Genomic DNA, 13,360 nt, shown 5'->3' with positions numbered 1-13,360 from the left:
GCGTGGCCTGCTACTGAACCCGTGTCAAGTAGCTACGATGCCCTGATGGCGCCGAGTACTTCCGGGAAGCCCCGCAGCAGGCTGAGCACCGCCGAGCGGCGGGAACAGCTGCTGCGGATCGGCGCCCGCCTGTTCGCGGAGCGGCCGTACGACGACGTGTGGATCGAGCAGGTCGCGGACATCGCCGAGGTGTCCCGAGGGCTCCTCTATCACTACTTCCCGACGAAACGGGACTTCGTCACCGAGGTCATCAGGGCCGAGGGCGAACGGCTGCTCAAGATGACCGAGTCCGACCGCACGCTGCCGTTCGAGGAGCAGTTGACGGCCGGGCTCGACGCGTACCTCCGCTACGTCGAAGCCAACGAGGACGGCTACCGGGCACTGCACTCGGGCACGTCCATCGCCGTCGACGGCGTCCGTGAGGTCCTGGACAACAACTTCGCCGAACAAGGGCGCCGGATCCTCGATGTCCTGTGCTCGGACGGCGAGCCGCCGGAGACCCTGCGGGTGCTCGTCCGCGGCTGGCTGGCCTTCGTCGTCGCGGTCTGCCTCGACTGGCTCAAGTACCGGCGGCTGACCCGGGACCAGACGCGGGATCTGTGCGCGAAGGCGCTGCTCGACATCGTCGACCTGCCAACATGACCTCGGCGCGTTCCTCGATCAGCTTCATCCGCGCGAGCCGTTCGCCGTCGTGGTTGTGCGCCGCGGATCTGGTGACCTGCCCGGCCCACTTCCGGTAGAACATGCCGCAGGTCGCGATGAAGTAGCCGTCGGAGCACGCGTTGGCGGCCAGGATCAGCCCGGTGTCCTCCGACGCGGGCAGCGCCATCCACCCGCCCAGCTCCAGCAGCAGGTCGCGACGGATGCACAACGTCCCGGCCACCACCGAAGACACGTAGCCGTTGCGCTGCCAGTACCGGAGGATCGCGCCGCGTTCGATCGGCCCCTCGTCGGGATCGCTGTCGACGCCCGCCGTCGTCCCGTCCGTGAGGAGGTCGAGCACCCGGCAGGTCGTCCAGCCGATCGCCGGATCCTCGAGCGCCGCGATGTCGCGCGCGAGCGCGCCCGGCGCCAGGACGTCGTCCGCGTCGAGTGCCTTGATCAGCTCCCCGGACGCGCGGGACAAGGCCATCATCCGCGCGACCCCGGGACCGCCCCGGCGACCCGAGCCGGGCAGCACTCGCTCGTCGGCGGGAAGGACGCCGTCGAGCAGACCGGTCTCGCCGTCCTCCTGCACCAGCCATTCCCAGGTCCAGCCCGGCGGGAGTTCCTGCGCGGCGAGGGATTCGTACGCCTCGGTCAGGTACGGCAGACTCGGTGGGTGGACCGGGGTGAGGACGCTGATGACCGGCATGCTCACTCCGGGCGGCGAGCGGTGATCAGGAGGTGCTCCTCCGGCGGTGTCCCCGGCTCGTCCGCCGTGAAGATCTCCGAGTGGGTGGCGGTGACCTCCAGCCCGGCCGCTTCGACCCGCCGTACGAGGTCGTCCGGCGCGAAACTGGTCTCGAGGAAGGTGCGGCCGAAGAACTCCGCCGGCACGTTCTCGGCATCCCTCGGCACGGTGACCAGCGCGAAAAGCCCACCCGGCACCAGCCAGCGCGCGATGTCGGCGAGCACGGCTTCGGTGTCCTCGCGGGGCATCTGCAGGAACGGGAAGAAGGCGCAGACCGCCTCCCACGACCCGGGCGGCGAGGTCCACTCGCGCACGTCGGCGTGGACGAAGGTGGCGGCGGGGACCTGCTCACGCGCGAGATCGATCATCACCCGAGACACGTCGAGCCCGGTTACCCGATGTCCGGCCGAGGAGAGATCCTCGGCCACCGGCTTGCCGGTCCCGCTGCCGATGTCGAGCACCCTCGACGACGGCGGCAGCGCCTTCAGCAGGTGCCGTACCGCCCTGTCGACCGCCGGTGCCCGCCCGAAGACGTCCTCGTAGGCGGAACCGATGGCGTCGAACAGCTCCGCCGCCGTGACCGGTCGGTCCATTTCGCAGCTCCCCGGATCGAGTGGATCTCCCTCGGGCGAATCTACCGTTCAGGAAGGCCGTCGTCCGCGTCCTCTGAGGACGATGGGCGGGTCCGCCTGTTTAGACTGGACGCGCCGAAGTTCCTGGGGTTTGGGGTCAAAATGAGTGTGCCGAGTGACGAGTTCCACCGGATGCTGGAGGCGCTCGCCGACGTCGAGCGGTCCGACGCGAGGGAGTGGGAGTCGTTCAGCGTGCGCGGGAAGCGCTTCGGGTACTACTGGCCGCGGACCCAGACCGTCGGCCTCAAGCAGACGCTCTCGGAACAGGAAGCCCTCGTGGCCGAGCGGCCCGACGTCTTCGAGGTCCAGTTCACGGCCGGGGGATTCGGCTGGGTCGTGGTCCATCTCGACGGCATCGAAGCCGACGAGCTGACCGAATTGGTCTACGAGGCATGGCGGCTGTCCGCTCCCGAGGAACTGGTCGCACTGGTGCCGCCGCCCTGCTGAGCGTTACTGCTTTTGTGTGTTGACGCGCGTCACTGTTCCGCCGGGAACGTTTTACGGGGCAATGCGTTGTAGAGAGTGTCGGTACGGATGGTGCCCCCGGGCCTCACCCTTCGCCTTCACGGAATACCGGTTCGGCCGGAGCCGTGTCGTGCCACTCGCCGAGAGGCGGCCCACCGTATCGGCCTTTGCTCCCGCTTCCGCTCGCAGGTAACCCCCAGGCCTTCGCTGAGCGGGAGCGGGTCTTTTGTTGTTTGTCGGGTGGTTTCCCGCTTTCGGGTGTTGATGCGGGTCACAATGGTCGGGGCTTGGTGCGGGGAACATTTCGGGTGGTGGTGCGTTGTAGAGAGTGTCGGTACGGATGGTGCCCCCGGGCCTCACCCTTCGCCTTCACGGAATACCGGTTCGGCCGGAGCCGTGTCGTGCCACTCGCCGAGAGGCGGCCCACCGTATCGGCCACAAACTCCCGCTTCCGCTCGCAGGAACCCCCAGCCTTCGCTGAGCGGAAGCGGGACCTTTTCTTTTGTCCGCGGGTATTTGTCGTGACCGGCGACGGTGCCCGAGTTGTGCCTGTGGTAATCGGGGCGTTCGGCTTCGAATTCGGCTTTGCGGCGGGCCAGTCGGCTTGCACGTCGGCGATGGACAGTTCTATGACGGCGCAGCCGCTGAGCGAACAGGCCCGTGGAGCGCTCGCGTCGACGAGGGAGATTCCGCCGATCTGGTCGCCGTTGTCGATGTCAGGTCCAGAGCACAGGGTGGGAAGAGGTCGACCGCGTCGTGTTCGTGGGTGAGGCAGGTAGTGGCGTGAAGGCTCCCTTCGCCGCGTCTGGTGCGGCGATTGGGCCCCTTGTCGGTCACGACCCACCAGGCCCACCCACGACTCCCGGCTCCGACCAAGCCACCGTTGCTTTACCGTCAATAACGCTGATGCGGCGAGGCTTCCAGTCCGATGTGGAAGGCCCTTGTCCGTCGTCGCTTGCGGCCGCCAGCCGGGCATCAAGGACCGGCAGCCGCGTTACGACGAGATCAGCCGAAGGCGGCCGTGCCCCTACCGGCAGCCCCTCGATGCCACGAAACCCCGTGATATCGGATCATGGGTCGAGAGTCGGTCTGCCCATCTTGCCTTCAAGAAGGCCCTCGACCAGTGGGCATGGCGAGGGGCCCGTCGCCGGTGTGGCTGGCGGGCGGGCTCCTCGGGTCAGACGTGGTGGAGGGTGTTGCGCCGGGGATTTCGGAGCGGATCTCGGTATTGGGGCGGGATGAACTCCGGTAACCCATCGGCCGCCATTCGGACTTCCCAATCACCGTGGTGGATCAGCCGGTGGTGGAATCCGCACAGCAACACCAGATTCCGGAGATCCGTCGGGCCTCCGTCTGCCCAGTGATGAATGTGGTGGGCGTGGCAGTTCTTGGGCCGCCGATGACACCCGGGGAACGCGCATCCGCCGTCCCGGATGTTCAACGCGCGCCGCTGGCCGGGGGTGACGAACCGTCGCAGCCGTCCCACATCGAGGGGTTCCCCGGCGGCACTCATGACGACCGGGAGCATGAGGCAGTCGCAGGCGGCGAGGCGTGCTTCGCGGGCGGTCATGGTCCCGACGAAGTCGAGGCAGGCGGTGCCGAGGCCGGTTTTGAGTGCGTCGAGTCCGATGGTGACGTGCAGCAGGGTGCGGTAGCCGCTGGTTCCGGGCTGGTCGGGGCAGGCGATCGCGAGGTCGAGGATGTCGACCCAGGCGTCTCCCATGCGTTCGCATTTCATCCGCAGGTCGGCTTGGCCGAACTCGTCCACCGGCCGCGGCGCCGCATACGCCTCCAGCGCAGCCGCGGTGCGAGCACCCGTCTCATCATCGAGAAGACCAGTCAGCTTCCAGAACCCGTCCTTGCGGCGCTCCAGCGTGATCTCCCGGCGCGGCTCAGTAGGTTCGGGATCTTTTGGTTCGTTGCCGTCGGGGTCGAGCCAGGCGAGCAGGTTCGTTTCGGCGTCGATGAGTTGGCGGGGTCCGGCGTCGCGGGCGAGGTTGGCGAGGATCTTCTCCGCGCTCGCCCGATCCTCAGTCGAGGTGTCGGCGGGGAGCTTTTTCAAGATTTCCAGGATCTGGTCGATCCGCTCATCCCCGACCAGCCCCTCGGCGGCCACGGCGGCGGTGGCGGGCGCGACAGCAGGAACTTCGGTGCCGTCCAGAGCGCGGGTCGGGTTCAACGCGATCGCGCGATTCACCACCGCGCGCGCCTCACCGACCGACAACCCCGCTATATCAGCGAACCAGTTCGCCGTGCGGCCATAGCCATACAAGTCTTTGACGCCACGAGATTCGATCTCTGCCAGGAATTGCCCCAGTCCGGTGGTGGCCATCCTGATCACCTGCAAAGACTGCTGCACGCCATGGGCAAGCTCCAGCTTGCCGGCACGCCACAGTTCTTGCGGCAATTCGGGAAGGAAGGTCTCGGGCACCCCTCAAGAATACCGCAAAACAATCGAACAGGCGTTCGTAATTTTAAGCAACAATGAGCGAGCACGTTTACCACTGACGGGTGATTTGAGTGAGGTCTCTTATCCGGTGAGTCAAGCCGAGGAGTTGGCTTGTGCGTTGTGGGATCCGGAACGCGTCCGACTGCTCGGCCGAAGTGGGGCTGGTCGGCATTCTGACCTCGACAGAGCGAATCGCTACGGTCGCCTTCTTGGGCCGCCGTCGACCGCGCGACGTGCCGCGTGGGAAGAACCTTCCCGCCGGCGTCTCCAAGGGTCTGGGGTAGCGCGTTCACCGACTGCCGTGCCACGAACGCGCCCCGTGAGCTCGGAGCCCGACAAGTCCAGTCGGCAACTCGAGACAGGAGTAGCGGGTCACGCTCGTTCCGAGTGGTCACAGTGCCTCCTCTGTGGCGGTGGGCAGAAGGCCGACCCCGCCCTGACTCATGTCAGCACCCTGACATACAGTCGCCTATGTCAAAAGGCTGACATGAACAGAAGGAGCATCACCTTGCCCGCCACCGGCCCGGACTTCATTTCCCTGCAAGCGCGTGACCTCGCCGCTTCGCAGGCGTTCTACGAGCAGTACCTCGGCCTCGTCCGCTCACCGGCCGGACCTCCGCACGCCGTCGTGTTCGAGACGAAGCCGATCGCGTTCGCGCTCCGCGACATCGTTCCCGGCACCGACCTCGCATCGGTCGCGCAGCCCGGTATCGGTGCCGCGATCTGGCTCCACGCCACCGACGTCCAGGCCATTCACGACGCGCTCGTCGCCGACGGGCACACCATCGTTTCCGCGCCGATCGACGGCCCCTTCGGCCGGACGTTCACCTTCGCCGACCCCGATGGCTACCAGATCACCCTCCACGACCGTGGCTGAGGCGAGCATCCTGGTTTTCGGGGCTACCGGGGCACTTGGCCGCCACGTCCTGGACGAGCTGGTCGCCCGGGGTCTCGGCCCCGAGACGATCACGGCGGCCGGTCGGAATCGGGTTCGCCTCGGGGAACTTGATTCCGCCGGGTTCAGCACTGCGGGCATCGATCTGCCGGATTCGGCAGGTGTCGCGGAACTGGTCGCCAGGCATTCCGACATCGTGTTGATCTCGGGCGGCGACCCGGATCGCCTCGACCAGCACAAGTCGGTCATCGAGGCGGCGAAGAGCGCGAATGTCCGGCACGTCTACTACACCAGCGGAGTTCGAGCCGACGACGACCGGTTCGAGATCAACGCGGACCACAGGGCGACAGAGGTCGCTCTCATCGATTCCGGCGTGACGTACACGATCCTGCGGAACACCTGGTATGTCGAGAACTACATTCAGGCGTTGGCGGGCCCCCGCTTCACCGGCGTTTTCGCCGCGGCGGCCGGTGAAGCCGTTGTCGCGGCAGCCGGCCGGAAGGATCTGGCCGAGGCCTTGGCCGTCGTGGTCACCACGGACGGGCACGACGATGTCACGTACAGCCTTTCGGGCGACACGAACTTCACTTACGCCGACATCGCCGGAGCGATGTCGGTCGTACTGGGGCGAGAGGTCGCTTACCGGCCTGTCACTCCCGAAGAATTGCGGTCGGCGCTCGTCGATTCGGGGATGGACGGCGGACCGGCCCGCTTCTTGGTGAGTCTCGATGAAACCATCGGCGCCGGGGTTTTCGCCCGGGTCGGTGACGACCTTTCCCGGCTCATCGGCAGGCCGACGACCGGCCTTGTCGAGGGACTGACGGCGGAGTGAGCCAGGGGTCGCGAGTGCCGCCACTCACGACCCCCACCGAACTGAAGCCTCAAGACTCCACAAGCGTCCCGCCGGTCAACCGCACCCGCCGGTCCACCTTGATCTCGGTCAGGAACCGCTCATCGTGGCTCACGACCACGAAAGCCCCCTGATACGCACCCAGCGCGCTCTCCAACTGCCCGACGCTGACCAGGTCGAGATTGTTCGTCGGCTCGTCCAGCAGCAGCAGTTGAGGCGCGGGTTCGGCGAACAGGACGCAGGCCAGAGTGGCTCGCAGGCGTTCGCCTCCGGAGAGCACGCCGACGGGGAGTCGGGTTCGCGCGCCTCGGAACAGGAAGCGGGCGAGCAAGGTCATCCGTTGCGACTCGGGGAGGCCGGGGGCGAACGTCGCGAAGTTCTCGGCGATGGTCCGGTCGAGGTCCAGAAGGTCCAGCCGCTGGGAGAGATACGCGATCCGGCCCTCGGCTCGTTTCACCACGCCGCCATCGGGCGAAAGGTCTCCGTTGAGCACCCGCAGGAGCGTCGACTTGCCGGTGCCGTTCCCGCCGGTCAGCGCGATCCGTTCGGGGCCGCGGATCGTCAGGTCGACTCCGTCGCCCGCGAAGACGTTCCGGTCGCCGTAGCGGACCTGGATGCGCTCGCCGTGGAACATCGTGCGGCCGGCGGGGACGTTGGTGCCCGGTAGGATGAGCGCGATCTTCTGGTCGTCGCGCAGGGAGCGTTCGGCCTCGTCGAGGCGGTTCTTCGCGTCGTTGACCCGGGCGGCGTGCGTTTCGTTCGCCTTTCCGGCGGATTCCTGGGCATTGCGTTTCATGGTGCCGGCGAAGATCTTCGGCAGGCCCGCGCTGCCGAGGTTGCGTGCCGCGTTTCCCGCGCGGCGCGAGGCGCGTTCGCGGGCTTGCTGCAGCTCCCGTTTCTCGCGTTTGACCTCTTGTTCGGCACTGCGGACGTTGCGTTCGGCGACCTCCTGCTCGGCCTTGACCGCCGCTTCGTACTGGGTGAAGTTCCCGCCGTGGTAACGGAGATCGCCGCGGTCGAGTTCGGCGATGCGGTCCATCCGGTCGAGCAGTTCCCGGTCGTGGCTCACCAGCAGCAGACAACCGGACCAGTCTTCGAGCACCCCGTAGAGCTTGCGACGGGCGTCGAGGTCGAGGTTGTTGGTCGGTTCGTCCAGCAGCAGGATGTCCGGCCGTTTCAGCAGCTGCGCGGCCAGGCCGAGGGAGATGATCTGCCCGCCGCTCAACGTGCGCAGGCTCCGGTCCAGCCCGAGGCCGTCGAGGCCGAGCCGGTCGAGTTGGGCGCGGGTGCGTTCTTCGATGTCCCAGTCGTTCCCGATGGTGGTGAAGTGCTCTTCGCTCGCGTCGCCGGACTCGATGGCGCTGACGGCCGCGAGTTGGGGAGCGATCCCGAGTACCTCGGCCACGTTCAGGTCGGCGGTGAGAGGCAGCGACTGCGGCAGATAACCGAGGATCCCCTGCGTGGAGACGGTTCCGGAGACCGGCCGCAGCTCGCCGGCGATCAACTTGAGGAGCGTGCTCTTGCCCGCCCCGTTGGGCGCGACGAGGCCGGTGCGGCCACCGGGCACGGTGAACGACAGGTCGTCGAAGACCGGCGTGTCGTCCGGCCAGGCGAAGGAGAGGGCGGACACGACGACGAAGGCGTCTGACATGGAAATGACCTCGTGAAAGACAGCGGGCGCCTTGAAGCAGCACCGCGGTGGACGTGGCGTGAGGGGACGACGAATCGGCCACGTCGGCGTCAGCGCCGGTGGCCTGGCAACTCCGGCTCACCCGGAGATGTCGTCTTCACCTGCCACGTCTGGTCTCCATGCTCGTTGATCAGGTCCGTATCTACGATAACAAGACCTGCCGGAGTGTGGCCACCGCAATCCCCCGGCGCGGCGTCGGCGAGCCGCGAATCACGGTGCTCATTTGTTTATTCGCCACGATTCCCGGTGATCGGTAATCGTGTGGCCGGAATCATATTCATTGAGGGGTGCGGGCGGGGACTTCTAATGTTCTCGATGGCCATCACCCGATTCCTTGACCCGAGAGGTTTTTCGATGACGTCGAATGGCAGAACCCGAAGACGAATCGCGACCACGGTAACCGCACTGGGGGCGTTCGCCCTGGTCGCTCCGCCGGCGCACGCCGCCGAAACCGCTGTTCCCTGCGACTCCGCCGCGTTGGTCCAAGCGATCGCCGAAGCCAGCGCCACCCCCGAACCGGACACGCTGTCCCTGGCGGCGAAGTGCGTCTACACGCTCACGTCGGCCGCCGATGTCTACTGGAAATCCGGACTGCCTTCCATCCAGGGAAAGCTCACCGTCAACGGTAATCACGCCACCATCGAACGTGCCAAGGACGCGCCCCGATTCCGGATCATCTTCAATTGGGGCGATCTGACCCTCAACGAAGTCACGATCGCGGGCGGTCAGGCTCCGGACGGTGTCGGTGCCGGTTCCGCTGGCGTCGGGAATCCGGGCGAGTCCGGCGGCGGTATCAAGAACTGGGGTCCGCTGACCATCACCGACAGCGTCATCAGCGGCAACGCCGCAGGCTCGGGTGCTCCCGGTGCTACCGCCACCGCCACCACGAGTGCCGGTAGCGGCGGCTACGGAGGCTCCGGCGGTGGGATCTCTTCCTACGGTTCTCCGCAGGTCACGTTGACGATCACCCGCACCTCGATCACCGGTAACGCCTCCGGCTCCGGTGGCCAGGGTGGAAACGGTGTGGCCGCCAAGCCGGGTGGCCAAGGCGGTTCCGCCGGCTTCGGCGCCGGTGTCGACGTGCTCGCCGGCACCGTCCTGCGGCTCGCCGACAGCGTCGTCACCGGCAACGGTGCCGGGAGCGGCGGCAAGGGCGGCTCGGGAGGCGCGAACGGCGGTGGAGCCGGACACGGCGGCAGTGGCGGCACGGCCGGCGGCGTGATGATGTCGACCAGCGGAGGTGTGCTGCTGAATCCGGTCATCACCCGCACCACCATCACCGGCAACCAGGCGGGACGCGGCGGCGATGCCGGCGTCGCGGGGCAGGGCGGGTACTCCGGGGTGTCCGGTTACGGAGGTCGCGGCGGCGGAGTCGTCGTGTTCGACGACAGTCTCACACTCGACGCGGCGACGGTCAGCGACAACGCCGCGGGTGAGCCCGGGAGCGGTTCTTACCCTTCCCCGGCTTCCGGGGGCGGCATCCACACGATCAACGCACACGTCGCACTCGTGAACGGGGCCGTGTTGAGCGGTAACCGGCCCGACAACTGCACCTACACCGCGGACGTCCCTGGCTGCGTGAACGGATTCCGGGCCGTCGAGGCCACTGGTCAGGACTGGCGGACCGCCGCGGAACGCGACGCGGTCTCGGCCGCGCGCTCTCGCGCGTAGAGGTCAGGAAAGGGTCGTTCCGGACGGAAACGTCCTGAACGACCCTTTCCTGACACTCGCCCTCAGCTCAGCCCGTTGAGGCTGATCGCCCGCGCGTACCAGAGCGCGCTTCGCTTCGGCGTCCGTCGCTGCGTCGCGTAGTCGACGTGTACGAGGCCGAACCGCTTGGCGTACCCCTCGGCCCATTCGAAGTTGTCGAGCAACGACCAGTAGAAGTACCCGCGCAGGTCGACGCCCGCCTCGATCGCCTCGTACGCGGCGCGCAGATGCGAGTCGAGGAAGGCGATCCGATCGGTGTCCGCGATGTCGCCGCCGATGAGGGCGTCCGGATAGGAAGCGCCGTTCTCGGTGATGTACAACGGGATCGGCCGATACTCGCGATGGACCTGAAGCAGGCATTCGGTCAGCCGCGAAGGCTGGACCTCCCAGCCCGAGTCGGTGCGCGGCGCCGTCTCGTCGGGGACGAAATGGACGTCGGGGGCGCCGAGCCAGCCGGTGTCCGCCGGTTCACTGCCGGGCCGGGGCGTTCCCGCCACCTGGTAGCCGCGGTAGTAGTTGATGCCCAGCCAATCGATCGGGGCGGCGATGGTCGCGAGATCGCCGTCCCGCAAGAGCTCCTCGATGCCGAGCGGTGCCAGGTCGGTCAGCAGATCCGCCGGGTACGAGCCGCGAAGCACCGGGTCGAGGAACAGCCGGTTCTGCAGGCCGTCGATCCGGCGCGCGGCTTCGACGTCCACAGTGGACGAAGGATCGACGGCCGACACCGGGTACAGGTTCAGCGTGATCCCCGACGCCGCCGCCGGGGCGTGCCGCCGCAGGACGTCCATCGCGAGCCCGTGCCCGAGCAGCAGATGGTGCGTGGCGGCGACGGCGGCGCGGGGTTCCTGCCTGCCTGGTGCGTGGATCCCGCGCGCGTAGCCCAGCATCGCGGCACACCACGGCTCGTTGAGGGTGGACCAGTGCGCCACTCGGTCGCCCAAGCGCGCTACGACCGTTTCGGCGTACTCGGCGAACCGGAAGGCGGTCTCGCGTGAGGCCCAGCCGCCCTCGTCCTCCAGGGCCTGGGGGAGATCCCAGTGATACAGCGTCGCCCAGGGCGCGACCCCGGCTTCGAGGAGCTTGTCGATGAGCCGGTCGTAGAACGCGAGCCCGCGGAGGTTCGGTGCGCCGCCGTCGGGCCGGATCCGCGGCCACGACAGGGAGAACCGGTAGGCGCCGAGCCCGAGCCGTCGCATCAGGTTGACGTCTTCGGCGTAGCGGTGGTAGTGATCGGCGCCCGGTTCGCCGGTGTCGCCGCCGACGACGGCGCCGGGGCGGCGGGCGAAGACGTCCCAGATCGAGTCGGTCCGGCCGTCGGCGGCCGTGGCCCCTTCGACCTGGTAGGCCGCGGTGGCGGCGCCCCACACGAATCCGGGCGGGAACAGCAGCGCGGTCTTCGCCCGGACACTGTCGGGATGTGCGGACATGGTCACCCTTTCACGGCACCTTGCATGATCCCGGCCACGATCTGGCGGCCGAGGAGGAGGAAGACGATGAGGATCGGGATGGTGGCCAGGGTGGTCCCGGCCAGCACCAGCGAATAGTCGACGTAGTAGCCGCTCTGCAGCTTCTCCAGCGCCAGCTGGACGGTGGGGTTTCCGGCGTCCAGCACGACGAGCGGCCAGAGGAAGTCGTTCCACGAGGTCATGAACGTGAACATCGCCAGGATCGCCGCCGCCGGGCGGACCGCGGGCAGGCAGACGTTCCAGAAGATCCGGATCATGCTGCATCCGTCGACCCGCGCCGCTTCGATCAGTTCGTACGGCACGGCGTCCACTGTGTACTGACGCATCCAGAAGACGCCGAACGCGGTCACCAGGTTGGGCACGATCACCGCTTGCAGCCCGCCCGCCCAGCCGAACTCCGACATCGCCATGAACAGCGGGATGATGCCGAGCTGCGTCGGCACGGCGAGCGTGATGACGATGAACACGAACAACCCGTTCCGGCCGCGGAACCGCAGTTTGGCGAAGGCGAACCCGGCCAGCGCCGAGAACAGCACCGTGGTGAGGGTGACGGTGCCGGACACGATCAGGCTGTTCGCGAGCGCCTTCCAGAACGGCACCGTGTCGAACACTCTGGCCGCGTTGGCGAAGAAGTTCCCGCCGGGCAGGAAGGGCGGGACCCGCTCGGTGAGCATCCCGCTGTCCCGGCTCGCCACCAGGAACGACCAGTAGAACGGGAAGAGCGAGCCCAGCACGAAGATCGCGAGCACGACGTAGGTCGCCCGGCGCGGTTTGCCGAGCGCCGAGACACTCCGCTTGAGTCCGCTGTGGATGGTGGTCACTTCTTTTTCACCGCCGGGGTCCTGGCGAGCCTGCCGGTGAGGAAGAAGTTCACCAGCGCGATCAGCACGATGATCACGAACAGCACCCACGCGATCGCCGAGGCATAGCCGAGTTCGTAGTTCTCGAAGGCCGTTTGGTACAGGTACAGCGTCACGGTCTGGAACTGGTTGGACGAGCCGCCGTTGTTCGATCCCGGCAAGGCGTCGAACAGTTTGGGCTCGGTGAAGATCTGGAGTCCGCCGATCGTCGAGGTGATGGTGACGAAGATCAGCGTCGGCTTCAGCAGGGGCAGCGTGATGCTGAAGAACCGGCGTGCGGCTCCGGCGCCGTCGATGAGGGCGGCCTCGTGCAGTTCCTTCGGGATGGCCTGCATCGCCGCCAGCACGATCAGCGCGTTGTACCCGGTCCAGCGCCAGTTCACCATGATCGCGATCGCGACATGGCTGCTGAACCGGCCAGCCTGCCAGTCGACCGGGTCCAGGCCGATGGTCTGCAACAGGCCGTTGACCAGCCCGTACTTCGGTCCGAACAGGTTCGCGAAGATGATCCCCAGCGCCACCAGGCTGGCGGCGTAGGGGAGAAGGACGCCGACGCGCCAGCCGGTCGCCCCGCGGAGCCTGGCGCTCAGCAGCGCCGCCAGGAGCACCGCGATGATCAGCTGCGGAACGCTGGAGAGCAGGAAGATGCTGACGGTGTTCTCGAGCGCGTTCCAGAACTGCGTGTCGGCGAACAGTTCCTTGAAGTTCTCCAGCCCGATGAAAACGGGATTGTCGTCGCCCGCCTCCCAGCTGAACAGCGACACGTACGCCGTGTAGAGCAGCGGGAACAGCCCGACGATCCCGAACACGATGAAGAACGGGGCGATGTAGAGGTACGGCGAGACCTTGACGTCCCACCGGCTCAGCCGATGGCGAAGGGTGGGCCGGGGTGACGTGCGCACCCCGGCCTTCCTCCCCTCCGGCGCGATCTTGTCGACGATGGTCATCGG

General features: G+C 67.3%; 12 protein-coding genes. 5 read left to right on the top strand and 7 right to left on the bottom strand.

The genetic code is table 11. The features are described from left to right. The first annotated feature begins 45 nt into the window (after positions 1-45). Positions 46-642, top strand: a complete 597-nt coding sequence (locus DL990_RS36610) for a TetR/AcrR family transcriptional regulator (RefSeq protein ID WP_125801439.1) — start codon at positions 46-48, stop codon at positions 640-642. Here the strand turns inward: DL990_RS36610 and DL990_RS36605 are convergent. Next, positions 560-1,354, bottom strand: coding sequence for a glycosyltransferase (locus DL990_RS36605; protein ID WP_125801438.1), 795 nt, complete (start codon positions 1,352-1,354; stop codon positions 560-562). The two genes, DL990_RS36610 and DL990_RS36605, sit on opposite strands and share 83 nt — an antisense overlap. A 2-nt stretch (positions 1,355-1,356) precedes the next feature. Continuing rightward, positions 1,357-1,986 carry a class I SAM-dependent methyltransferase gene (locus tag DL990_RS36600; protein ID WP_125782744.1) on the bottom strand — a complete coding sequence of 210 codons (630 nt, stop codon included), beginning with the start codon at positions 1,984-1,986 and terminating at the stop codon, positions 1,357-1,359. A 141-nt stretch (positions 1,987-2,127) separates the two neighbouring features. Here DL990_RS36600 and DL990_RS36595 point away from each other — a divergent pair, with 141 nt between their 5' ends. Then, complete coding sequence (locus DL990_RS36595; protein WP_125782746.1) at positions 2,128-2,472, top strand: MmcQ/YjbR family DNA-binding protein; 345 nt, start codon at positions 2,128-2,130, stop codon at positions 2,470-2,472. 1,195 nt (positions 2,473-3,667) lie between these two features. Here DL990_RS36595 and DL990_RS36590 read toward each other — a convergent pair. After that, complete coding sequence (locus DL990_RS36590) at positions 3,668-4,921, bottom strand: HNH endonuclease signature motif containing protein (RefSeq protein ID WP_125801437.1); 1,254 nt, start codon at positions 4,919-4,921, stop codon at positions 3,668-3,670. A 526-nt stretch (positions 4,922-5,447) separates the two neighbouring features. Between DL990_RS36590 and DL990_RS36580 the strand changes: the two genes are divergently transcribed. Both DL990_RS36580 and DL990_RS36575 read left to right on the top strand, forming a co-directional pair. Further along, positions 5,448-5,816, top strand: a complete 369-nt coding sequence (locus DL990_RS36580; protein ID WP_125782750.1) for a VOC family protein — start codon at positions 5,448-5,450, stop codon at positions 5,814-5,816. Continuing rightward, a complete protein-coding gene (locus DL990_RS36575; protein WP_158632690.1) occupies positions 5,809-6,666 on the top strand; it encodes an NAD(P)H-binding protein in 858 nt (285 codons plus the stop codon). Before DL990_RS36580 ends, DL990_RS36575 begins: the two co-directional genes overlap by 8 nt. Positions 6,667-6,715: 49 nt before the next feature. Here DL990_RS36575 and abc-f read toward each other — a convergent pair whose 3' ends face one another. Continuing rightward, complete coding sequence (abc-f, locus tag DL990_RS36570) at positions 6,716-8,335, bottom strand: ribosomal protection-like ABC-F family protein (protein ID WP_125801435.1); 1,620 nt, start codon at positions 8,333-8,335, stop codon at positions 6,716-6,718. A gap of 393 nt (positions 8,336-8,728) precedes the next feature. Here abc-f and DL990_RS36565 point away from each other — a divergent pair, with 393 nt between their 5' ends. After that, positions 8,729-10,045: a hypothetical protein gene (locus DL990_RS36565; RefSeq protein WP_233620687.1), complete on the top strand. Its 1,317-nt coding sequence runs from the start codon at positions 8,729-8,731 to the stop codon at positions 10,043-10,045. Between the two features lie 62 nt (positions 10,046-10,107). Here DL990_RS36565 and DL990_RS36560 read toward each other — a convergent pair whose 3' ends face one another. Genes DL990_RS36560 through DL990_RS36550 form a run of 3 tightly spaced genes read right to left on the bottom strand, consistent with a single transcriptional unit; the run spans position 10,108 to position 13,357 of the window. Further along, positions 10,108-11,517, bottom strand: a complete 1,410-nt coding sequence (locus tag DL990_RS36560; RefSeq protein ID WP_370305890.1) for a GH1 family beta-glucosidase — start codon at positions 11,515-11,517, stop codon at positions 10,108-10,110. Next, positions 11,514-12,371 (bottom strand): carbohydrate ABC transporter permease, encoded by an 858-nt coding sequence (locus DL990_RS36555; protein WP_125782756.1) that lies wholly within the window; start codon positions 12,369-12,371, stop codon positions 11,514-11,516. The genes DL990_RS36560 and DL990_RS36555 overlap by 4 nt, the downstream gene beginning before the upstream one ends. Beyond that, the gene (locus DL990_RS36550) at positions 12,368-13,357 is read right to left on the bottom strand and encodes a carbohydrate ABC transporter permease (RefSeq protein ID WP_125782758.1); all 990 of its coding nucleotides are present in this window, start codon (positions 13,355-13,357) and stop codon (positions 12,368-12,370) included. Before DL990_RS36550 ends, DL990_RS36555 begins: the two co-directional genes overlap by 4 nt. Positions 13,358-13,360: the final 3 nt, after the last annotated feature.

This window comes from Amycolatopsis sp. WAC 01416 (genome assembly GCF_003947485.1).
Lineage (GTDB): Bacteria > Actinomycetota > Actinomycetes > Mycobacteriales > Pseudonocardiaceae > Amycolatopsis.
Note: the sequence above shows the minus strand (reverse complement) of the source record. Positions and strands in the feature narration are given on the sequence as shown.